The sequence below is a fragment of the Flavobacterium plurextorum genome (assembly GCF_024638035.1).
GTDB lineage: Bacteria > Bacteroidota > Bacteroidia > Flavobacteriales > Flavobacteriaceae > Flavobacterium > Flavobacterium plurextorum.
Genome location: NZ_CP100442.1, coordinates 2,332,320 through 2,355,108 on the forward strand (window position 1 = coordinate 2,332,320; position 22,789 = coordinate 2,355,108).

Genomic DNA, 22,789 nt, shown 5'->3' on the forward strand with positions numbered 1-22,789 from the left:
TTTAGGTATACAATGGTAAAACTATGTTTATTTAAACAAGTGAAACGCCTTTTTATAAGCAAAGAAAATCTGTGATTCTATGTGTTTAAAAATTAAAACTTCATATCTAATTCTGTTGCTTTTCCTAATCGGATTAAGTACAAAATCGTATGCTGTAAATCCAGAGAAATATATAGTCAATAAGGGTTCTACTAAAAACTTTCCTTTGGTTTCAAAAGGAAAAACAGCTTCGATTTTAGTCAGCAAGAATGATTTTTTAGGCGTTTTAAAAGTTGCAGGACATTTAGAAAATGACATTTTTCAGGTTTCGAATTTACATCCAAAACGCATCAATACCATTTTAGAAGCTCAGAATTTTGTCGTAATTATTGGGACACTGGGAAAAAGTGAAATCATTGATCAATTAGCTAAAGAAGGTAAAATTGATGCAAACCAACTTCGCGGAAAATGGGAAAAATTTACCACACAAGTTGTCGAAAATCCGTTTAAAGGAATCAAAAAAGCTTTGGTTATTGCAGGTTCAGATAAAAGAGGAACGATTTATGGAATTTATGATCTATCCAATCAAATTGGTGCTTCGCCTTGGTATTATTGGGCCGATGTTCCTATTAGAAAACAATCGGAATTGCATGTTTTACCTGGAATTCATTCGCAGGGAGAACCAAAAGTAAAATATAGAGGGATTTTTATAAATGATGAAGCTCCAGCTTTGTCGGGCTGGGTATTTGAGAAATTTGGCGGATTTAATTCGAAATTCTACGATAAAGTTTTTGAATTGATTCTGCGAATGAAAGGCAATTATTTATGGCCGGCAATGTGGGGTAGAATGTTTTATGTCGAAGATCAACAGAATGCAGTTTTGGCAGATGAATATGGAGTTGTAATGGGAACTTCTCATCACGAACCTTTAACTAGAGCACATGCAGAATGGGGAAAATCAAATGGAAAATGGGATTTTAATACCAATTCTGAAGCTTTGATTAATTTTTGGAAAGACGGAATTAAAAGAATGGGAAATAAAGAAACCATTGTAACTGTTGGAATGCGAGGTGACGGCGACGAACCGATGACTGAAGGAACTGCAATTGGTTTATTAGAAAATATCGTAAAAACTCAAAGAAATATTATTGCAGAAGTTACTAAAAAACCAGCCGAAGAAACACCTCAAATGTGGGCACTTTACAAAGAAGTTCAGGATTATTATGATAAAGGAATGACAGTTCCTGATGATATTACCCTTTTGCTTTGTGATGACAATTGGGGAAATATTCGCAAACTGCCAGAACTCGATGCAAAACCAAGAAAAGGCGGTTATGGCATTTATTATCATTACGATTATGTTGGTGGACCAAGAAATTACAAATGGATCAACACAAACCAAATCGAACGTGTTTGGGAGCAAATGGATTTGGCGTATCAATATGGCGTCGATAAAATTTGGATTGTAAATGTGGGCGATATTAAGCCAATGGAATTTCCGATTGAATTTTTCTTAGATATGGCATGGAATCCTGAAAAATTTAATGCCGGAAATTTAGAACAATATTATGTGAATTGGACAAAAGAAAATTTTGGCAATCAGTTTCCAAAAGAAATTGCCGAGATTTTAAAGTTATACACCAAATACAATTCACGCAGAAAACCTGAATTATTGGATACTAAGACTTATAGTATTATAAATTATAAGGAAGCAGATCGTGTTGTGGCAGATTATCAAAAATTGGTCGAAAAGGCCAATTCGATAAATGAAAAATTGAGACCAGAATATAAAGATGCTTTTTATCAGCTCATTTTATTTCCAGTTTTGGTAAGTGCCAATTTAAATGAATTGTATGTTGCAGCAGCTAAAAATCAGTTATACGCAGAACAAGGAAATCTCATTGCAAATGTGTATGCTGAAAAAGTAAAAACATTATTCGAAAAGGACAGTTTACTGACGAATTATTATCATACGAAATTGTCAAACGGGAAATGGAATCATATGATGTCACAAACACATATTGGTTATGATAACTGGCAGCAACCGGGAAAAAATGTGATCCCAAAAACGAAAATAATCGAAATTTCAAACCAAGTTGAAGCAGGAATTTCTGCTGAGGATTCGCCAAAGGCTGAAACACTCATTAATAATAGAGATTTAGATCATGTTCATGGCTTTGTTGAGAATAATGGATATATTTCAATTGAAGCTCAAAATTATTCGAAAGCAATACATTCTGACATGGTAAAATGGACAATAATTCCGAACATTGGGCGAACAGAGTCTGGTGTTACTTTGAAACCTTCGAACATAAAGGCTATTGAAATTTCGGAGCACTCACCAAGGTTAGAATACAATATTCATTTTTTTAGTAAAGGAAAAATTAAAGTAAACGCTCATTTTTCACCGACAATCAATTTTAAAATTGGAGACGGATTAAAATATGGAATTGGCTTTGATGATGAAAAACCGCAAATCATGAATCTCAACGCAGATTCTTCCGAGAAAGCTTGGGCAGAATCGGTTGCCAATAATATTAAAATCATTATTTCAAAACATGAAATTGAAAATGCAGGAAATCATGTTTTGAAAATTTATGCGATCGATCCAGCTTTGGTACTTCAGAAGATTGTAATTGAAACAGAAGAAGGAAAAGTCTTGAAGTCGTATTTAGGGCCGCCAGAAAGTTTTAGAAAGGATTGACAAACTAAATTTAACGTAGAAATGATTAACTATTAAACCAAAAATATATGAAATTTATTAAACCTTATTTAGTTGCCGTCACAACTATGCTGGCCTTGAGTTGTACGTCGCAGAAAGAAACGGCTTCATTAAAAGATGCCTATAAAAACGATTTTTATATTGGTACGGCTTTAAGTGTGGATCAAATTGAAGAAAAAGACAAAAAAGTCGATTCGTTGATAACAAAAGAATTTAATGCGATTACCGCAGAAAATATAATGAAATCGATGTATACGCATCCGCAAAAAGATAAATATGATTTTACTTTATCAGACAAATTTGTGGCTTACGGCGAAAAGAATAAAATGTTCATTCATGGACATACTTTGATATGGCACAGTCAATTAGCGCCATGGATGGAAAAAATTGCGGATAGCACTGAAATGAAAGCGTTTATGAAAGATCATATTACAACGATTGTTTCGAAATACAAAGGCAGAATCAATTCTTGGGATGTCGTAAATGAAGCATTGAATGAAGATGGAACTTTGAGAGCGTCTGTTTTTTTGAAAACGCTTGGCGAAAAATATTTAGTTGATGCTTTCAAACTCGCTGAAAAAGCCGATCCAAAAGCGGAGTTATATTACAATGATTATAATATCGAGGAGCCTGCAAAAAGAGCGGGAGCAATTGTTCTGATCAAAAAAATAAAAGCTGCAGGAGGAAAAGTTGACGGCGTTGGTATTCAGGGGCATTGGAGATTGCAAAGTCCGTCATTAGAAGAAATCGAAAAAAGTATTTTAGAATATTCGGCTTTAGGAATTAAAGTCGCTTTTACAGAATTGGATATTACCGTTTTGCCAAATCCGTGGGATTTAAAAGGAGCCGATATAAATCAGAAATTTGAAGGAAGTGCCAAAATGAATCCATATCCTGAAAAATTACCAGATTCAGTTCAAACGCAGTTAGCAGAGCGTTATGCATCAATTTTTAAACTGTTTCTAAAACATAAAGACAAAATTAGCAGAGTTACTTTTTGGGGAGTTTATGATGGACAATCCTGGCTAAATGATTGGCCGATAAAAGGAAGAACCAATTATCCGCTTCCATTTGATACAGCTTTGAAACATAAACAAGCTTACGACAGCATTTTAAAGTTGAAGAAAATTGAAGAATAATAGTTCAAAAACAGCATTCAATTGAAATAATATTAACAATCGGTTGTTTTTAAAAATATTCTTGAAATAAAGCAAACTAAATTTGCACAATATGTTTTTTTGTATAATTTTACACAACCGATTGTTTTGAATGAAATTCAACACAATCTTGTCATTTCGATCCCGAGGCTTCGGGAGAGAAATAACACTAGAAGCTCCGCAAAGTATGTCGCCAATCTTTGTTGAATCCCGAGTGTGATTTCTCCTTCCTCAAAATGACAAAAAAACAAAAATTCTTAATTTTAGGATTTAACGAAACTAACTAACCACAAACCACAAAATGAATAACATTTCACAAAAATTATCCATCAAAGAAAAAATTGGATACAGCTTAGGAGACTTGGCAGCCAATTTAGTTTTTCAAACTTTGATGACGTATTTGGCATATTTCTACACAGATATTTACGGATTATCGCCAACAGATTCCTCTATTATTATGTTAGTTGTTGGTTTAGTTGCCGCCTTTATCTTTAATCCGATAATTGGAGTTTTAGCAGATAGAACGAGTACCAAATGGGGAAAATTCAGGCCTTGGATTCTAGCAACCGCAATTCCGCTTGGAGTAGTGGCATTATTAGCATTTTCAACTCCAGATTTCGCTTATAAAGGAAAAGTAATTTATGCCGTTGTAACCTATACTTTATTACTGCTTTTTTATGCAGGAAATAATCTGCCGTATTCAGCTTTAAGCGGTGTAATTACAGGTGATATGTCCGAGAGAAACAGCATGTCGTCCTATCGTTTTGTGGCGGTTATGTTTGCCCAGTTTTTTGTTCAGGTTTTCATGCTGGGAATTATAAAAAGTGCTGGAAACGGAGACAAAGCAATTGGTATCGAAAAAGTAATGACAGTTTTGGCGATTATTGGAACTATTATGTTGTTAATCACTTTTTTGACAACAAAAGAAAGGATTATTCCAAAACCAGAACAGAAATCAAGTGTAAAAGAAGATTTAAGCGATTTAGTTAAAAATAGACCGTGGATAATTATGCTTTCGCTTACCACTTTGGTTTTTATTACGCTGGCAATGAAAGGCGGTTCGTATGTGTATTATTTTGAAAACTATGTAGATAAAGAACAATTGGCAGTTTTTATTCAGCCTATTTTAGATACTTTGTCCAATATTGGATTGAATCATTTTGGTAATGATCCCGTTTCAGCTGGATTTGGATTGTTTAATGCCGGTGGAATAATTTTTATGATTATCGGAATTACGTTATCTAAAAACCTGGCGGATAAATACGGAAAACGAAATGTATTCGGATTGTTTTTATTCATTTCAACGTTGTTTATTATCGCTTTTTATTTCTTTCCGCCAGCATCAATTCGTTTGATATTTTTCTCTCAAATTTTGCACGGATTTTTCTACGGAATCACAATCCCGATTCTTTGGGCGATGATTGCTGATGTTGCTGACTATTCAGAATGGTTGAACAATCGCCGTGCGACAGCTATTATTTTCTCTGCTATGATGGTAGGTTTAAAAGCGGGATTAAGTATTGGCGGTGCTTTAACAACATTGTTTTTAGGATATTTTCATTATGTGCCAAATTCTGCCGTACAAACTGAATCTGCGATTAACGGAATCAAATTATTGGTCAGCATTTTTCCTGCAATTCCATTTTTAATTGGAGCCGGATTACTGTTTTTCTATAAAATCAATAAACAAATGGAAGTACAGATCGAAACTGAGTTAAAAGAAAGAAGAACTTAATTATTTAAAATAAAGATAGCACTATGCCTGAAGATAGCATTGAACAAATTAATTTCGAGGAAATTAATGAACTGGCGATTTCAAAGCCTTTAGTTTCTCACATTTACACGGCCGATCCGTCGGCACATGTATTCAATGGGAAGATTTATATTTATCCGTCGCACGATATAGATGCAGGAATTCCTTTTAACGATAACGGCGATCATTTTGGAATGGAAGATTATCACGTTTTTTCGATGGACAGCATTTCATCCAAAGCCGTAGATAATGGTGTTGCACTGCATGTTGATGATGTTGCCTGGGCCGAAAAGCAAATGTGGGCGCCAGATGCAGCACATAAAAATGGAAAATATTATTTGTATTTTCCAGCAAAACGTGCCAACGGAATTTTCCAAATTGGAGTAGCAATCAGTGATTCTCCCTCTGGGCCTTTCAAGTCAGAACCAGATGCGATAAAAGGAAGTTACAGCATTGATCCTGCAGTTTTTGAAGACATAGATGGGAAACATTATATTTATTTTGGAGGAATCTGGGGCGGACAACTGCAGAAATACCGAAATAATAAATACGATCAAGATAATGAAGAACCTTCTGGAAAAGAGTCTGCTTTAGGTCCAATTGTGGCTTTGCTTCGTGATGATATGCTGGAGTTTGCTGAGGAACCAAAAGAGATTAAAATTCTCGATGAAAGCGGAAATAAAATTTTAGCAGGCGATAATGATCGTCGTTTTTTTGAAGCTTCGTGGGTTCATAAATACAACGGAAAATACTATTTCTCCTACTCAACAGGAGACACCCATTTTATTTGTTATGCGATTGGCGACAATCCATATGGACCATTCATATATCAGGGAAGAATTTTGAATCCAGTTGTAGGATGGACTTCGCATCATTCTATTTGTGAAGTAGAAGGCGAATGGTATTTATTTTATCATGATTCAAGTTTATCAAAAGGTGTAACGCATTTAAGAAGTATGAAAGTAGCCAAAATCGATTATCTCGAGGATGGTTCAATCGTAACGATCGATCCTTATGGAATAAGAAGATTACAGGATTAAACCTTAGTTATCAATAAAAAGAGATGTTTAGAACTAAAAGATTAGATATTAAATTAGTAAGCGCAGTCATTTTAATGAGTGCTTTTTCTTCGTGTAAAAAAATTTCACAAAAATCACAATCGGTTGTGTATTCTGATTACGCCGTTTTTGATTGGTTTGATTACCGAGGAAATGATGATGCTTATATTAACTTATCTAAGTCTGAAAGTGAATATCTAAATCCGATTTTGGCTGGATTTTATGCAGATCCTACAATCTGCAGGGTTGAGGACAAGTTTTATTTAGTGAATTCCTCTTTTTGCTATTTTCCTGGATTGCCCATTTTTGAAAGTACTGACTTGGTTAATTGGAAACAAATAGGAAATATTATAAACCGTCGTGAACAGGCTGATTTTGGAAATTCTCGATTATCGGGCGGAATGTACGCACCAACTATTCGATATCATAAAGGCATTTTTTATGTCATTTGCACCAATGTGAGCGGAGTAGGTAATTTTATTGTTACAGCTAAAAATCCAGCTGGCCCTTGGTCAAATCCAATTGTGCTTCCTGAAGTTAACGGAATCGATCCAGATATTTTCTTTGATGAAGATGGGAAAGTATACATTACGCATAACGGACCTCCGCCAAATAATGTTTCGCTTCATGATGGACATCGTGCCATTTATATGCTCGAATACGATTTGGAAAAACAAAAAACCACAACAGCTCCCAAATTGGTTATTAACGGCGGAACCGATATGACTAAAAAGCCCGTTTGGATTGAAGGTCCGCATGTACTTAAAAAAGACGGATTTTATTATATGATCTGCGCTCAAGGCGGAACAGGTTTTAATCATTCAGAAGTTGTTTTTAGAAGCAAGAATGTTTATGGACCTTATGAAAGTTATGCTTCGAATCCTATTTTAACACAGTTGCATTTAGATCCAAATCGTAAAAATTTAATTTCGACTACAGGTCATGCTGATTTTGTAGAACTTCCAAATGGCGAATGGTGGTCTGTATTTTTAGGATGTCGACCTTATGAAGGAGATTTATATAATACAGGAAGAGAAACTTTTATGATGCCTGTTGAATGGAAGAATGGCTGGCCGGAAATTAAAGGCGGAAACGAACCAATTCCGATGAAAAATAAACGTCCAAATTTGCCTCTTTCAAAAGAAAAAATAGAACCCAATAATGGGAATTTTATTTGGCATGACAATTTTGATTCGAATGAATTGAGTTTGAAATGGAATTTGATAAGAACTCCTTCTGAAAAATGGTATGAATTAACGAATGGAAAATTATTAATTAAACCGAGAAAAGAATCGATTCATACCGAAACTAATTTTTCTTTTATTGGAAGAAGACAGCAGCATTTAAAATTTCAAGCTTCTATTAAATTGGAGTTTAGTCCGAAAGATATTTTACAAACAGCTGGCTTGACAGCTTTTCAAAATGAAAAACATTATTTTTTAATTGGAAAGCGACTGAATTCAAACGGAAAAGAAGAAGTTTTTGTTGAAAGAACAGCAGAGAAAATCAATAGCGGAAAATCAGAGATTATTTCGAAAAAAGAGCTTTTAGATTTTGATAAAACATTGTTTGTAAAAATTGAAGGAAACGGAAGATTGTATAGTTTTTATTATAAAACAGCTCAAAATGCAGATTGGGTTTTATTGATTAAAGATGTCGATGGATCAATTTTGAGTACGAAAGAAGCAGGCGGATTTGTGGGAACGTATTTAGCGATGTATGCGTCAAGTGAACATTTTGAGAAATAGTCCCAGAGGGACGGCATATTTATAGGAAATACATCTCTATAAATATTACGCTCTTCCAGAGCTAAATTGAAATGACAAATATCACGGAAATGTTCTTTTGAAAACGTTTTGCATGAGGGATTGAAGTGGAAATCCTTTTGTGTAATGAAATGAAACAAAAGATTGAAGCGGAAAGCCCGACCCGCTTTTTCGGCGGGACATGCCCAAACTAATAGAATAAACAGCTTTTAAAAAATAACATAATTCATGTAAAAAATAATTTTTTATAAAAAGAAATTGCCTATTTTAGCATAACAGAACGGAACAGAACGGTATGCTAAAAGAAGAAGGAAAATTTGAGTTTATAATTAATCACGATAGTGATATTCCGAAGTACCAACAGTTGGTGAACGGAATTAATAATGCGATTGCAGAGAATATTTTACAAAAGGGAGATTTGCTTCCTTCGGTAAATAGTATTTGTAAAACGAATCAGTTATCGAGAGATACGGTTTTTAAAGCGTATACGATTTTAAAGGACCAAAAAACGATCGATTCTGTGCCGAACAAAGGTTATTACGTTTCAGGCGAGACGAGAAAAGTGCTTTTGGTTTTAGATACTTTTAAAGCATATAAAGAGGTTTTGTATCATTCGGTTGTGAATAATCTGCCTGATAATGTGATTATTGATGTGCAGTTTCATCATTATAACATTGATGTTTTTAAAACGATCATCAATAACGGAATTGGGAAGTATTACAAATATGTGGTGATGAATTTTGATCATAATGATATTGCTCCAACGTTGTCGGCGATTTCAAGTGATAAATTGCTTTTGATTGACTGGAATATTCAGGGTGATAAAACTAATAATTATGTTTTTCAGGATTTTGGAAAAGCTTTTTATAACGCTTTAATTGAAGCTGTTGATTTGTTTAAAAAGTATAAAAAAATAGAATTTGTATATCCGGATTTCACGAATCATCCGTATGAAACGGTTGAGTTTTTTAAGAAATTCTGTACTAATTTTAATTTTCAATATGAGATTATTACGGATCCTAAAAAGTTCAATATCGAAAAAGGAATTGCTTATATCAGTGTAAGCGACAGGATTTTGGGGCACTTTTTAGAACAGTGCAAAGAGAAAGATTTTGAGCCGGGAAAAGACGTTGGTTTTTTGTCGTATAACGAAACGCCAATGAAGAAATTTATATACAAAGGAATTTCGGTTGTGTCAACTGATTTTAAAGAAATAGGAACCAAAGCAGCGGCATTTATTACGCATGAAGAGGATATTCAGTGTTATGTGCCGACAAAATTAATAATAAGAGAATCATTGTAAGTATGTATTATATTGGATATGATATTGGAAGTTCTTCTGTCAAGACAGCCTTGGTAGAAGCAGAAACGGGTAAAAAAGTAATCGTTTTGAATGAACCGCAGAACGAAATGGAAATTTTGTCGATTCACCCAGATTGGGCAGAACAAGATCCTGAGATTTGGTGGCAGCACATTTGTACTGCAACTAAAAGAGCCATTCGCGAAGCTAATATCGATGCGTCAAAAATTCAAGGAATTGGTATTTCGTACCAAATGCACGGATTGGTGGTTGTTGATAAGGCAGGAAATGCACTTCGAAATTCTATTATTTGGTGTGACAGCCGCGCGGTTGAAATTGGAAACAAGGCTTTCGCCGAAATTGGAGAACAAAAATGTATGGAGCATTTACTGAATTCACCAGGGAATTTCACGGCTTCGAAACTAAAATGGGTAAAAGAAAACGAGCCTCAAGTTTACAACAAAATTGATAAATATATGCTTCCGGGAGATTACATCGCTTTGAAACTGACAGGCGAAGTAACGACAACTAAAAATGGTTTGTCTGAAGGAATGCTTTGGGATTATAAAGAAAATAAAGTAGCCGACTGGCTTTTAGATTACTACGGAATCGAGCAATCTTTGACGCCAAAAATAGTTGAAAATTTTACGAATCAGGGAGTTGTTACCCAACAAGCTTCAAAAGAAACTGGACTTCCAGCAGGAATTCCGATTGTTTATAGAGCAGGTGATCAGCCAAATAATGCTTTGTCATTAAATGTTTTGAATCCGGGCGAAGTGGCAGCTACGGGCGGGACTTCGGGAGTATTTTATGCGGTAAGCGAAATGTCATCAGGAAAAAGCACGAGAGTAAATAATTTCGTTCACGTAAACTACGAATTGGAAACGCCAAGAGTGGGTAAACTTTTAAATATTAATGGAGCTGGAATTCAGTACAGATGGCTTCGCAATAATATGGGTAACGAAAGTTATGAAGCGATGAATGAAAAGGCTTCGAATGTTGAGGTAGGATCAGAAGGCGTTGTTGTGATTCCGTTTGGAAATGGTGCTGAGCGTATGTTCAACAATAAAAACATCGGAACTCATTTCTTAAACCTTAACTTAAATATTCATAACAGCGCGCATTTATTTAGAGCTTCTTTAGAAGGAATTGCTTTTTCGTTTGTGTACGGAATGGAATGTTTGAAAGATGATAATGCAACAATTAATGTGATTAGAGCTGGAAATGATAACCTTTTTCGCTCAGAGATTTTCTCAAATACAGTGGCGACTTTAATTGGTCACGAAATTGAAATTTACAATACAACCGGCGCAGTCGGAGCAGCAAGAGCAGTTGGTTTAAAAGATGGTGATTACAGCAAATTTGGAGCTAATGTCAGCGACAACGATCACGTAATGACTTTTTTACCGCTGCACAACAAGGAGCCTTACGAAACGGCTTATAAAAAATGGAAACAAGAATTAGAATTAATATTAACAACTAAATAAAAAGATAAAATGATAGTTTTAGGAGATAAAGAATATTACAAAGGTATTGGTCAAATTAAATTTGAAGGAAAGGAATCGGATAATCCGCTGGCATTTAAATATTATAATCCAGATCAAGTTGTAGCTGGAAAAACAATGCGTGAGCACTTTAAATTTGCGATCGCGTATTGGCATACTTTCTGCGGACAAGGAAGCGATCCATTCGGACCAGGAACACAGCAATTTGCTTGGGATCAGTCTTCAGATCCTTATCAAGCGGCAAAAGATAAAGCGGATGCAGCTTTTGAATTTATCAGTAAAATGGGATTTGATTATTTCTGTTTTCACGATTACGATTTGATTGCAGAAGGAGCAACTTTTGCAGAATCAGAAAAACGTTTAGCTTTTATTACTGATTACCTAAAACAGAAAAAAACGGAGTCTGGAATTAAATTACTTTGGGGAACTTCAAACTGTTTCTCAAACCCTAGATTTATGAACGGAGCGGCTACAAATCCAGATTTTAATGTAGTAGCAAGAGCGGGAGGACAAGTAAAATTAGCACTTGATGCAACGATTGCTTTAGGTGGAGAAAATTATGTTTTCTGGGGTGGTAGAGAAGGTTATATGTCTTTATTGAACACAGATATGGGAAGAGAATTAGATCACATGGCGCAATTCTTAACATTGTCTAGAGATTACGCAAGGGCGCAAGGTTTTAAAGGAACTTTCTTTATCGAGCCAAAACCAATGGAGCCGTCAAAACACCAATATGATTTTGACTCTGCAACAGCAATTGGATTCTTGAAAGAATATGGTTTAGATAAAGATTTCAAAATTAATATTGAGGTAAATCACGCTACATTGGCGCAGCATACTTTTCAACATGAATTAGAAGTTGCTGCAAAAGCAGGAATGTTAGGAAGTATTGATGCTAACAGAGGCGATTATCAAAATGGCTGGGATACAGATCAGTTTCCAAATAACATTCAAGAAACTACAGAAGCGATGTTAGTTTTCTTAAAAGCCGGCGGATTGCAAGGTGGTGGAGTGAACTTTGATGCAAAAATCAGAAGAAACTCTACAGATTTAGAAGATGTTTTCTTAGCGCACATTGGCGGCGCTGATACTTTTGCAAGAGCTTTATTGACTGCAGATAAAATCATCACTTCTTCTCCTTACGAAAAATTAAGAACAGAAAGATATAGTTCTTTCGATTCTGGAAAAGGGAAAGATTTTGCTGATGGAAAATTAAACCTAAAAGATCTTTACACTATCGCTCACGAAAATGGAGAATTAAATCTTCAAAGCGGTAAACAAGAATTGTTTGAAAACATCATTAACCAATATATTTAATTGGTTTAGATTTCAATATCAAACCTAACAGGTTTTAAAACCTGTTAGGTTTCTACAAAAAAATATTTAGTGAGAGAAAATTTCTAAAACAACTTAAATTTTTAAACATGATAGCCATAAATAGTTAAAAGTGTTTTAAAAATGATTTTAGATAAAAACTTTGAAAATGTGTATTAAGATTATGGCTTTTTTTGGCATTGAGATTTAAGAAAAATAGATTGAAGGTTTAGTTACTATTTTTTTGAAAATTGAAATGGATGAATAGTCAGTTTGATAAAATAATAAGCGAGTTATTTTTTATTGAAGGTTTTTTGAAGAGTAGAATCGATCGAAATGCACATTTTTTTTCTCGCTGGATGTTAAACGCAGTGCTGTGCGTCTCTACTACTTACTTAGACAAAGAACTATGTACAGTTTTGTCATTACGATCCCGAGGCTTCGGGATCGTAATGACAACTATGCGATTATGCTTCACATTAAATACTATTGAAACTAGATTATAACCAACCTTAAACCAAAAAAACTTATGAAATTTTTTATTGATACTGCTAATCTTCAGGATATTGAAGAGGCACAAGCTTTAGGCGTTTTAGACGGCGTAACCACCAATCCGTCTTTAATGGCAAAAGAAGGAATTACAGGAAAAGAAAATATATTAAAGCACTATTTAAACATTTGTAATATTGTTGACGGAGATGTTTCTGCTGAGGTAATCTCAACCGATTTTGATGGAATGATCAGAGAAGGGGAGGAATTGGCAGCTTTACATCCGCAGATCGTAGTTAAATTGCCAATGATTGGCGATGGTATTAAAGCCTGTAAATACTTTTCTTCTAAAGGAATTAAAACCAATGTAACGCTTGTATTTTCTGCAGGGCAAGCTTTATTGGCAGCGAAAGCAGGAGCAACATATGTTTCCCCTTTTCTTGGAAGATTAGATGATGTTTCGACTGATGGAATGCGTTTAATTGAAGAAATCAGAGAAATCTATGATAATTATAATTATCAAACACAAATTCTTTCGGCTTCGGTAAGGCATACAATGCATATTGTAAATTGTGCCAAAGTTGGGTCAGATGTTATGACTGGACCATTATCAGCAATTAAAGGATTATTGAAACATCCACTTACAGATATTGGATTAAAACAATTTGTTGAAGATGCTAAAAAAATGAATCTTTAATGTAATAAAAGCCATTTTCTACTATTTTTTAGACTCCCCTCCAGTTATTCTGAGGGGAGTTTTTTGTAAAATAAAAGCAACCGATTGTTTCTGTTTTGTCTTTTGTAGGAAATATATTGTTTAGGGGTTAATTGTTTGATGTGCAGTTTGTAATGTTCTCCACGTCTTATTTTACAAGGGATTGTTGAGGATTTGGTTTAGTATGATTTTCAATAGAATACTGCGATGTTTTAGTCCGTTTAAAAAAAATATATAAATTTAACATTTTATACTTTTTTTAAGATTTTGATCTAAACAATTTATTATCTCTAACGTTTTCGTTGTGATTAAGTCTGTTTTTGAGAATTATTTCATTTTTTTTGATTATTTGTGTTTAAAACGTTTTTTTTTAATGGTATTTTTTTGAAATTGAGAAAAAAAATTAACGCAACCGATTGTGTGTTATTGTTTTTTGCATATATTTGTTTTGACTATAAGCTATTATTTGTCTGAATTTTAAAAAGGAAAATCATAGTAAGTCAATAAAAAAGAAAAACTAACTAAACCATACTATTAACTTATTAAACCAATTATTTATGACTAACTTTTTAATTACTAAAAGCAGATCAAAATACTTTAAGAATTTGGGATTCTTGATCCTGATGCTGGTATTTTCTGCTGCAGTAAATGCGCAAATTACTGTATCGGGTACTGTATCTGATAGTAATGGACCAATACCAGGTGTGAATATTATTGTGAAAGGAACAAAGACAAGTACCGTTTCTAATTTTGACGGAACGTACACACTTCAATCTGTTCCTGCAAATAGTATTTTGGTCTTTAGCTTCATAGGATATAAAACACATGAAGTTTCGGTAAATAATAAAACTAAAATTGATGCTTTACTGGAAGAGAATTTAAATGACTTGAAAGAAGTTGTTGTTGTTGGATATGGAACTGTAAAAAGAGCAGATTTAACAGGAGCAGTTTCAACAGTCAGCAGTACCGCAATTAGTCAATCTGTTGCAACAACAATCGATCAGGTTTTACAAGGTCGTGCTGCAGGGGTGCAAATTCAACAAAATAGTGGTACGCCAGGAGGAAGTTCTTCGGTACGTATTCGTGGGATAAGTTCTATTACAGGTTCAAATGAGCCTATTTATGTAATAGATGGTGTAATAATTGATGGAAACACAGGATCTTTAAATTCAAATCCGCTTGCAGGAATTAATCCGAATGATATTGCTTCGATTGATATTTTGAAAGATGCTTCTGCAACAGCAATTTATGGTTCAAGAGCTGCAAATGGTGTAATCATGGTAACTACCAAAACAGGTAGAAAAGGAGATTTGACATTAAACTTTGACAGTTATGTAGGATGGCAGCAAATGCCAAAAGAATTACAAGTATTAAATCTTAGAGAATATGGTACTCTTAAAAATACTCGTGCAGATTTAGGAATTGTACAGCGAGATAATGCTTTCATCAGACCTGATTTGTTGGGAGAGGGAACAAACTGGCAGGACGAATTATTTCAAACAGCTTTAATTCAAAATTATAATTTGTCTGCTTCGGGCGGTTCTGATAACACTACTTATGCATTAGGAATGTCTTATTTTGATCAGGAAGGGACTATAATTGGTTCTTCTTTTGATCGTATGACTCTTCGTGGAGTAATTGATTCTCAGGTAAAGAAATGGATGAAAGTTGGAGTGAATATGAATGTTTACAAAACTAATCAAGTTACAACAGTAAATGATGATTCGGTAATTCTAACTGCGTTGAAACAAACTCCAAATGTTGCTGCACGTAATGCCGATGGTACTTTTGATGGGCCAGATACGACAGAATTTGTTCAAACAAATCCATTAGGAATTGCTTTGCTAAAAGATAATCATGCTAAAAACTACGGAATTAGAGGAAACGCTTATGCGGAAATTAGTTTCACAAAAGATTTAAAATTCAAAACACAATATTCGCTGGATTACGGTTTTGGAAATAACTACACTTTCAATCCATCTTATACTTTTGGAGCATTATCTAATGAGGTGAGAGAAGGAAGCAGAACAAAATCTACAAGCGAAAACTGGATTTGGAATAATTTATTGACTTATAATAAAGTATTCGGAAAACACAGTATTAACTCGATGTTAGGTCAAGAATTACAGGAACAAAACTGGGAAAATCTTTATGGATATCGCTCAGGATATTTAACAAACGGAGCTACAGATTTAAATGCAGGTGACCCAACAACAGCAAGAAACTCAAACGCAAGTTCTACAAGATCGCTTAGTTCTTATTTTGCAAGAGCAGCGTATTCATTTGATGATAGATATTTTATAACAGGAACTATTAGAAGAGATGGATCTTCACAATTTGCAGAAGAGAACAAATGGGATTGGTTTCCGGCAGCAGGTTTAGCATGGAAAATATCAAGTGAAGGATTTTTAAAAGAGAATCAAACGATTAATAATTTGAAATTACGCGCAGGATGGGGAGTTACAGGTAATTCAACTGTACCTAATAATGCTTACACATCTGTATATGGTACATCTGCAACAAATTGGGGAAGTGGTCAAATTGCAACAAATACAGCTAATCCAGATTTAAAATGGGAAAAAACAAATCAAACTAACATTGGTTTAGATCTTGGACTTTTCAATAACAGAATCGAAGTTACAGCCGATGTTTATTACAAGAAGACAGATGATTTATTATTAAGATTATCACTTCCAGCTTATGTAGGTACAACAGGGCAAGGATCTACAGCACCTCCATATGCTAATATTGGATCACTAGAAAATAAAGGTATTGAGTTTACAATAAACACAATAAATATGCAGCGAGAAGATTTTCTTTGGAAATCAAATTTCAATATCTCGATGAATAGATTTAAAGTCTTGAAATTGAATTCAGAATCTGGAGTTTACGATCAGACTTTACAGCAAGGTTCTGATGTAACGGTGGTTACTCGCAGTGCAGTAGGGCAGACATTGGGACAATTTTACGGATATAAAGTTATTGGACGTTTTGAAAAAGCAACTGATTTTTATTATAAAGATGCAAGCGGAACTGTAAAACCAACAGCGCTTCCAGAAGGAATGCAGATTGGAGAAAACGGAGTTTGGATTGGTGACTATATGTTTGAAGATGTAAACAAAGATGGAGTAATTAATGAGAAAGATGCTGGTTACATTGGAAATCCTAATCCAGATTTTACTTTTGGATTTACGAACAGCTTTTCGTTTAAAGGATTTGACGTGAGTATAATGTTTACAGGATCTTACGGAAATGATGTTTTGAATTACCAAAGACGCTGGTTAGAAAATCCTCGTGAGAATACCAATTTATTGAAAACAGCTTTAGGATATGCGCAATTAGAATTAATTGATCCAACTGGGCCAAATGATTATCGTAATGTACAAATTGTAGGCGGAGATCCATATATGCCAAGAATTGGAGCTTCATCAGCATCTTCGGCTTCTAACTATCGCTTGAGTAATAGATTTGTGGAAGACGGATCTTATGTTAGACTTAAAAACATTTCATTAGGCTATAATCTGCCTAAGAGTTTATATTCTAAATATGGAATTTCAAACATCAAAGTATATTCAAATATGCAGAATGTTTTGACTTTTACAAAGTATAAAGGATATGACCCAGAAGTTGGTGCAATAAACCAAAACCAACTTTTAAATGGTATCGATAACGGACGTTATCCTTCGCCGGTAACAACTACTCTTGGAATAAATGTTAATTTCTAAAAACTGCACAATGAAAACAAAGAAAATATTTTACACGGCTTTAATTATTGCATTGCCATTTGTTTGGACGAGTTGCAGCGACATTTTAGACGTTGAACCAAATGATGTAATTACTAAAGAGAACTTTTATAAAACAGAGTCTGATTTTCAGGCTGCAACAGGACCTTTATACAACAAAGTATGGTTCGATTTTAATGACAAATTTTATTATGGTTTAGGCGATGGACGTGCGGCAAATATGTATGCTCCTTTTTCAGATTACGTTTATCCATTTACAGATTTAACAGAAACTGGATTAACAGGACCATTGGTTTCGGCTTGGGCATCGTTGTACAATGTAGTTCAACAATCTAATAATGTGATTATCGGAATTTCTGGAAGTTCACTTAGTAATGCTGTTAAAAATAAATATATTGCCGAAGCCCGTTTTATGAGAGGAACAGCATACTGGTATTTGGCTTCGTTATGGGGAGATGTAATTATCTCTACAGATCCGAGAGAATTGGTGAAAAATCCAATTGTAAACAAAAATCCAATGAAAGATGTTTACGAGTTTTCGATGCGCGATTTAGAGTTTGCAGCTAAATATCTTCCAGAAACTGCAGGTCAGGCAGGACGTTTAACAAAATACAGCGCATTCGGAATGCTGTCTCGTGTTTACTTATCGTTTTCAGGAGTTAGTGATAATCCAAACAGCGGCACTCGCAATCAAGCATATCTTGATTTAGCAAAAAAAGCGGCTGAAAAAGTTATTAGTTCTGGTCCTTATAGTTTGATGGCAAATTATGAAGATTTATTTATGGTTGACAATAACAACAATACAGAATCAATGTTTGCTTTGCAATGGGTGCCAAATGGAGATTATGGTGTAAACAATACACAGCAGGCTTATTTTGCCTTGGGATCTGATATTACGGGCGACGATGCTGCTTGGGGATATTGGACAAGAGCTTCTTACAATGTATTGCAAGAATATGAATCAAAAGATCTTCGCCGTAAAGCAACATTTATGGGTAACAAAGATCATTATGCCGAAATCAACAAAGCAAATGGAGGTTACACAGTTGATCACGGAAATGATTTCCTTACCATAAAAAAAGGAGTTGTAGGTTCTACAAAGGATAATTCTAAAATTACCCGTATGAATTCAGCTTTAAATACTTATATGCTGCGTTTGGCAGAAGTTTATTTAAACTACGCGGAAGCTTCTTTAGGAAATAACGCTTCAACCGCAGATGCCGCCGCTCTTATGGGAGTAAATAGACTTCGTACGCGTGCAGGTTTAGATTCAAAAACAACATTAACGTATGCTGATATTATTCATGAAAGACGTGTTGAATTGTGTATGGAAGGACAATATTGGTACGATTTAGTTCGCAGAGCTTACTACAAACAACAAGAAGTAATCAATTATGTTACGGCACAAAACAGAGGTGTAATTACTCCAATTTTGTATGACACGGCAACTAATAAAGTTACAGTCGACGCTTCAAAAAGTACTAGTCCAAGAGCTATTGGTGTAATTGATGCAACAATTTTTACACTTCCTTACCCAGAATCTGAGTTAGTTCAGAATCCGTTATTGAGAGAAAATCCTGTTCCGTATCAGTTTACAGAAGAGAAAATTAAAGACTTATTCTAGTATTCAGAAATAAAAAATTAAAGAAATAGTAATATGAAATATATTTTAAATAAAAAGTATTGGGCGCCCATCGCACTTCTTACAATGATGGTTTTCGGCATGCTGTTTACCTCTTGTGATAACAATGATTCACAAGACGGTGCGATCACAATTTCAAAAGTATTTTTAGAAGATGTCAATTCAACAGTGCCGGATCGAGAAGTTAGTTTTGCCCGTTTAGGACAGTTGCTGCGTATTGAAGGTTCAGGATTTGAGGGACTTAAGAAAGTATACATCAACGGATATTCTACCTACTTTAATGTGGTTTTTGTATCTAACAATTCGATGCTTGTAAGTGTTTCGGCAGATACACCAATTTTGGACGCAGATCCATCTGTGAGAAATACAATTCGTTTTGCAAATGATTCTAACGAAACCACTTTTAAATTTGAAATTCGTTCTGGTAAACCTGCTATAACTAATATTTCTAACACAATGCCAAATGCAGGTGAAACCATAACAGTTATAGGAACCGGTTTAACCGAAGTAAGTAAAGTAGTTTTTCCTGGAAATGTTGAGGTAACAACAGGAATTACATCAACAGAAGATGGCGAATTATTTACCGTTAAAGTTCCAAGTGGAATCTCAGATTTAGGAGGATCACTATTTGTTCAAACTTCAAATGGCGGAGTTTATTCTCCAGCATATTTTAACTGTAAAAGAGGTGTTATTTTAGATTTTGACGGAAGAGGACAGCACAGTTTTTGGGGCACACCTCCTGCCACTGGTATGATTTTAGGAACCGATATAGAATCAGCTTCGATAGGCGCAGGAAATCTTTCGCAAGGAAAATACGTACCGCATCGCCCAGCTCGTCTTGCTTCTATTGCTCCAGCAACAGGCAGAGCAACCGAAACATGGACAGGAGGAACTGGTGTTGATAACTGGAGAGCACAGTTAACTCCTTTTATTCCAGCTAGTACACCGCTTGATAAAGTTGCATTTCAATTTGATATTTATGTACCAGACGCATGGAAAGATTCAGGTTACTTAAAAATATGTACAATCAATAATTTTAATGCAGGAACATGGTCTGGCGGAGTTTATAATTATATTCCTTGGCTTATTGATGGAAAATCAGTTGCTTTTCAAACTGCTGGATGGACAACTATTACCATTCCATTAAATAAATTTTATCAATGGTCTAAAGAACCTTTTACTTTCGAAGCTGTTTTGGCTTATCGAGAAGCTGCAACGTATCAAAACTTTGGAATTTGGTTCGAAAATGCAGACGTAAAAATGAAAGATGTTTTAGGAAATACGAGCGAAGTAGAATTTCCTTCAAAAGCAACTTCAGTAAAAGTATATACTGATAATTGGAGAATTGTACCATTAGACACACCAGTTTACAATGATTTTAACTAACAAAACTGCAAAATGAAATATAAATATATCCTACCAATAATTGCTTCATCATTAATGATTTTGTCATCATGCGATGATAATATGATGGAGTGGGGAAAAGACCCAGAACATGGAGAAGTAACAGGAGCTGAGCTTCCGTTAGCTTTAGTAGAAAAAATAAGCCGTTATGAACCTTTAAAAAACTATTCGGACTTTTCGTTAGGTAACGGAATTGGCGTGAGTTTGTACATGAGTGACGCCGCATATAGAAAAATTGTAAATGAAAATTTTGATGAAGTTACGCCAGGTTACGAGATGAAACACGGCGCAATGGTAAATGCAAAAGGAGAAATTAATTTTACGAATATCGATGCTTTTATTGCAGCCACAAAAAGTGCAGGACTAAAAGTTTTTGGTCATACTTTAGTTTGGCATTCCAATCAAAATGCAAGTTATCTGAACAGCATTATTGCACCAACAGTAATTCCGGGTTCAAGCGGAACTAATATTTTGGATGTAGCCGGTTTAAAAAGCGGCACTTTTGCAAATTGGTTAAGAAATAATCCAGGAAAAGGAATTTCAATTGTAGCAAATTCGGGTTTAACAAGCTCGTCACAAGCGATAAAACTAGAAGCAAGTGTAACTTCGTCAGCAGCACATCATCTGCAATTAACATCTCCAAATGTTCCAATCGTTACAGGGCATAATTATGAAATTTCATTTTATATAAAATCAGATATTGCCGGTAAAGGACGTATTTCATTCAATGGTTCATTAACAAATACGTATCCGTATAAAGATTGGTATAATACCGGCGGATCTTGGGTAGAGGCTTTTGCAACCACATCTGCATGGCAGCAAGTTAAAATTAAAGTAGCTCCCGGCGATTTTAAAGCAGGAAGCACAACATTTCAGTTTAATTTAGATTTAGGATACCTGCCAAATGTTACCTATTTAATAGATGTAAATACTATTGCTGTTGTGGATCTTGATGCTCCTACAGGAGTTGTAAATTTAGTTTCTAACGGAACATTCAATTCAGGTATCACAGGCTGGAGTAAAGCGAATGGAGCTGATAACGCATTGAGTCTTGCGCCTGCTGCTAATGCTTATGAAGGAAGCGGTGCGATGAAAGTTATTAATGCAACTGATAATCCAGGGCTGCAATATAAAACACAAATTCAAACATTATTTACTACTCCTTTAACAGCAGGTAAAAGTTATACGACATCCTTTATGATTCGTTCAGAAGCACCTGGTTCAATGAGATGTTCAACAATGCCAGGAAGTTTAGCAAATTATCAGGGAGACCAAACAACTTCTACGACTTGGAAATTAATTGAATGGAAAATTACAGCCAAAGGAGGAGAAACAGGATTAAGCTTAGATTTAGGTTTATTAGCAGGAACGTATTATATCGATAATGTTACCGTAACAGACGGTTCATCGTCAGGCGGAGGTGTAACAGCTCCAATAACAATTGAAAAAACAGATGCAGAGAAAGCCAAGATCATTGGCGATGCTATGACGGATTGGATTTCTAAAATGATGACACATTATAAAACAGGAGTTTTTTCTTGGGATGTAGTAAATGAGCCGGTCAAAGAAGATGGAACATTAAGAAATGGAACAGAAGGCGATACAGCAACAGATTATTTTTCTTGGGTAAAATACTTAGGAAAAGATTATGCCGTTACAGCATTCAAACTAGCACGTCAATATGGAAATGCAACAGATAAACTTTTCATTAATGATTATAATCTAGAATCAAGATTAGATAAATGTGATGGATTGATCGAATACGTGAAGTATATTGAAAGTAAAGGAGCTGCGGTTGACGGAATCGGTACTCAGATGCATATTAGTCTAACAACAGACAAAGATAAAATTGTTCAGATGTTCCAGAAATTAGCAGCTACAGGAAAATTGATTAAAATATCTGAGTTAGATATTAGATTAGGAACTGCTACACCAACTGTTGTTCAGCAAGCCTCACAAGCTGAAATGTACCAATTTGTTATCGATATGTACAAAAAACACATTCCTGCAGCACAGCAATATGGAATCACTATTTGGGGAGTTTCTGATAATTCAAAAGAACATGAATATTGGCTTCCAAATGAATCTCCAAACCTTTGGGATGCTAATTATGTTCGTAAACATGCATACAAAGGCACTGCAGATGGTCTTGCAGGAAAAGATGTAAGTTTAGGATTTTCGGGTGAGTTAGTAAAACCTTAAATATTTGAATTGGTGATAATCCATAGTATAAAGCTGTAAA

The 22,789-nt window shown here is 34.7% G+C and carries 13 protein-coding genes; all 13 read left to right on the forward strand.

Annotation, left to right across the window (positions count from 1 at the left end; all coding sequences use genetic code 11):
• The first annotated feature begins 79 nt into the window (after positions 1-79).
• On the forward strand, positions 80-2,683 hold the full coding sequence (locus tag NLG42_RS10320) for a glycosyl hydrolase 115 family protein (protein ID WP_257683679.1): 2,604 nt from the start codon (positions 80-82) through the stop codon (positions 2,681-2,683).
• A gap of 47 nt (positions 2,684-2,730) precedes the next feature.
• Positions 2,731-3,840, forward strand: a complete 1,110-nt coding sequence (locus tag NLG42_RS10325; RefSeq protein WP_257683680.1) for an endo-1,4-beta-xylanase — start codon at positions 2,731-2,733, stop codon at positions 3,838-3,840.
• Positions 3,841-4,159: 319 nt separating this feature from the next.
• Positions 4,160-5,593 carry an MFS transporter gene (locus NLG42_RS10330; RefSeq protein ID WP_089056897.1) on the forward strand — a complete coding sequence of 478 codons (1,434 nt, stop codon included), beginning with the start codon at positions 4,160-4,162 and terminating at the stop codon, positions 5,591-5,593.
• A 23-nt stretch (positions 5,594-5,616) separates the two neighbouring features.
• A complete protein-coding gene (locus NLG42_RS10335; protein ID WP_257683681.1) occupies positions 5,617-6,651 on the forward strand; it encodes a glycoside hydrolase family 43 protein in 1,035 nt (344 codons plus the stop codon).
• A 23-nt stretch (positions 6,652-6,674) separates the two neighbouring features.
• Positions 6,675-8,417 carry a glycoside hydrolase family 43 protein gene (locus NLG42_RS10340; protein WP_257683682.1) on the forward strand — a complete coding sequence of 581 codons (1,743 nt, stop codon included), beginning with the start codon at positions 6,675-6,677 and terminating at the stop codon, positions 8,415-8,417.
• A 313-nt stretch (positions 8,418-8,730) separates the two neighbouring features.
• Positions 8,731-9,738 (forward strand): GntR family transcriptional regulator, encoded by a 1,008-nt coding sequence (locus tag NLG42_RS10345; protein WP_257683683.1) that lies wholly within the window; start codon positions 8,731-8,733, stop codon positions 9,736-9,738.
• A gap of 2 nt (positions 9,739-9,740) precedes the next feature.
• On the forward strand, positions 9,741-11,222 hold the full coding sequence (locus NLG42_RS10350) for a xylulokinase (protein WP_257683684.1): 1,482 nt from the start codon (positions 9,741-9,743) through the stop codon (positions 11,220-11,222).
• Between the two features lie 9 nt (positions 11,223-11,231).
• Entirely contained in the window at positions 11,232-12,557 is a 1,326-nt protein-coding gene (gene xylA, locus NLG42_RS10355) for a xylose isomerase (RefSeq protein ID WP_257683685.1), read from the forward strand.
• 526 nt (positions 12,558-13,083) lie between these two features.
• On the forward strand, positions 13,084-13,740 hold the full coding sequence (gene fsa, locus NLG42_RS10360) for a fructose-6-phosphate aldolase (protein ID WP_257683686.1): 657 nt from the start codon (positions 13,084-13,086) through the stop codon (positions 13,738-13,740).
• Positions 13,741-14,315: 575 nt separating this feature from the next.
• Positions 14,316-17,483: a SusC/RagA family TonB-linked outer membrane protein gene (locus tag NLG42_RS10365; RefSeq protein ID WP_089056890.1), complete on the forward strand. Its 3,168-nt coding sequence runs from the start codon at positions 14,316-14,318 to the stop codon at positions 17,481-17,483.
• A gap of 10 nt (positions 17,484-17,493) precedes the next feature.
• Entirely contained in the window at positions 17,494-19,125 is a 1,632-nt protein-coding gene (locus tag NLG42_RS10370) for a RagB/SusD family nutrient uptake outer membrane protein (RefSeq protein WP_257683687.1), read from the forward strand.
• Between the two features lie 33 nt (positions 19,126-19,158).
• Positions 19,159-20,529, forward strand: coding sequence for a glycan-binding surface protein (locus NLG42_RS10375; RefSeq protein WP_257683688.1), 1,371 nt, complete (start codon positions 19,159-19,161; stop codon positions 20,527-20,529).
• A gap of 12 nt (positions 20,530-20,541) precedes the next feature.
• Entirely contained in the window at positions 20,542-22,749 is a 2,208-nt protein-coding gene (locus NLG42_RS10380) for an endo-1,4-beta-xylanase (protein WP_257683689.1), read from the forward strand.
• Positions 22,750-22,789 lie beyond the last annotated feature (40 nt).

Excerpts from the sequence above, each read along its gene's own strand:
- NLG42_RS10345 (WP_257683683.1), top strand. The coding sequence starts at position 8,731 with ATGCTAAAAGAAGAAGGAAAATTTGAGTTTATAATTAATCACGATAGT.
- NLG42_RS10350 (WP_257683684.1), top strand. The coding sequence starts at position 9,741 with ATGTATTATATTGGATATGATATTGGAAGTTCTTCTGTCAAGACAGCC.
- NLG42_RS10365 (WP_089056890.1), top strand. The coding sequence starts at position 14,316 with ATGACTAACTTTTTAATTACTAAAAGCAGATCAAAATACTTTAAGAAT.
- NLG42_RS10325 (WP_257683680.1), top strand. The coding sequence starts at position 2,731 with ATGAAATTTATTAAACCTTATTTAGTTGCCGTCACAACTATGCTGGCC.
- NLG42_RS10340 (WP_257683682.1), top strand. The coding sequence starts at position 6,675 with ATGTTTAGAACTAAAAGATTAGATATTAAATTAGTAAGCGCAGTCATT.
- NLG42_RS10380 (WP_257683689.1), top strand. The coding sequence starts at position 20,542 with ATGAAATATAAATATATCCTACCAATAATTGCTTCATCATTAATGATT.
- fsa (WP_257683686.1), top strand. The coding sequence starts at position 13,084 with ATGAAATTTTTTATTGATACTGCTAATCTTCAGGATATTGAAGAGGCA.
- NLG42_RS10335 (WP_257683681.1), top strand. The coding sequence starts at position 5,617 with ATGCCTGAAGATAGCATTGAACAAATTAATTTCGAGGAAATTAATGAA.
- xylA (WP_257683685.1), top strand. The coding sequence starts at position 11,232 with ATGATAGTTTTAGGAGATAAAGAATATTACAAAGGTATTGGTCAAATT.
- NLG42_RS10375 (WP_257683688.1), top strand. The coding sequence starts at position 19,159 with ATGAAATATATTTTAAATAAAAAGTATTGGGCGCCCATCGCACTTCTT.
- NLG42_RS10330 (WP_089056897.1), top strand. The coding sequence starts at position 4,160 with ATGAATAACATTTCACAAAAATTATCCATCAAAGAAAAAATTGGATAC.
- NLG42_RS10370 (WP_257683687.1), top strand. The coding sequence starts at position 17,494 with ATGAAAACAAAGAAAATATTTTACACGGCTTTAATTATTGCATTGCCA.
- NLG42_RS10320 (WP_257683679.1), top strand. The coding sequence starts at position 80 with ATGTGTTTAAAAATTAAAACTTCATATCTAATTCTGTTGCTTTTCCTA.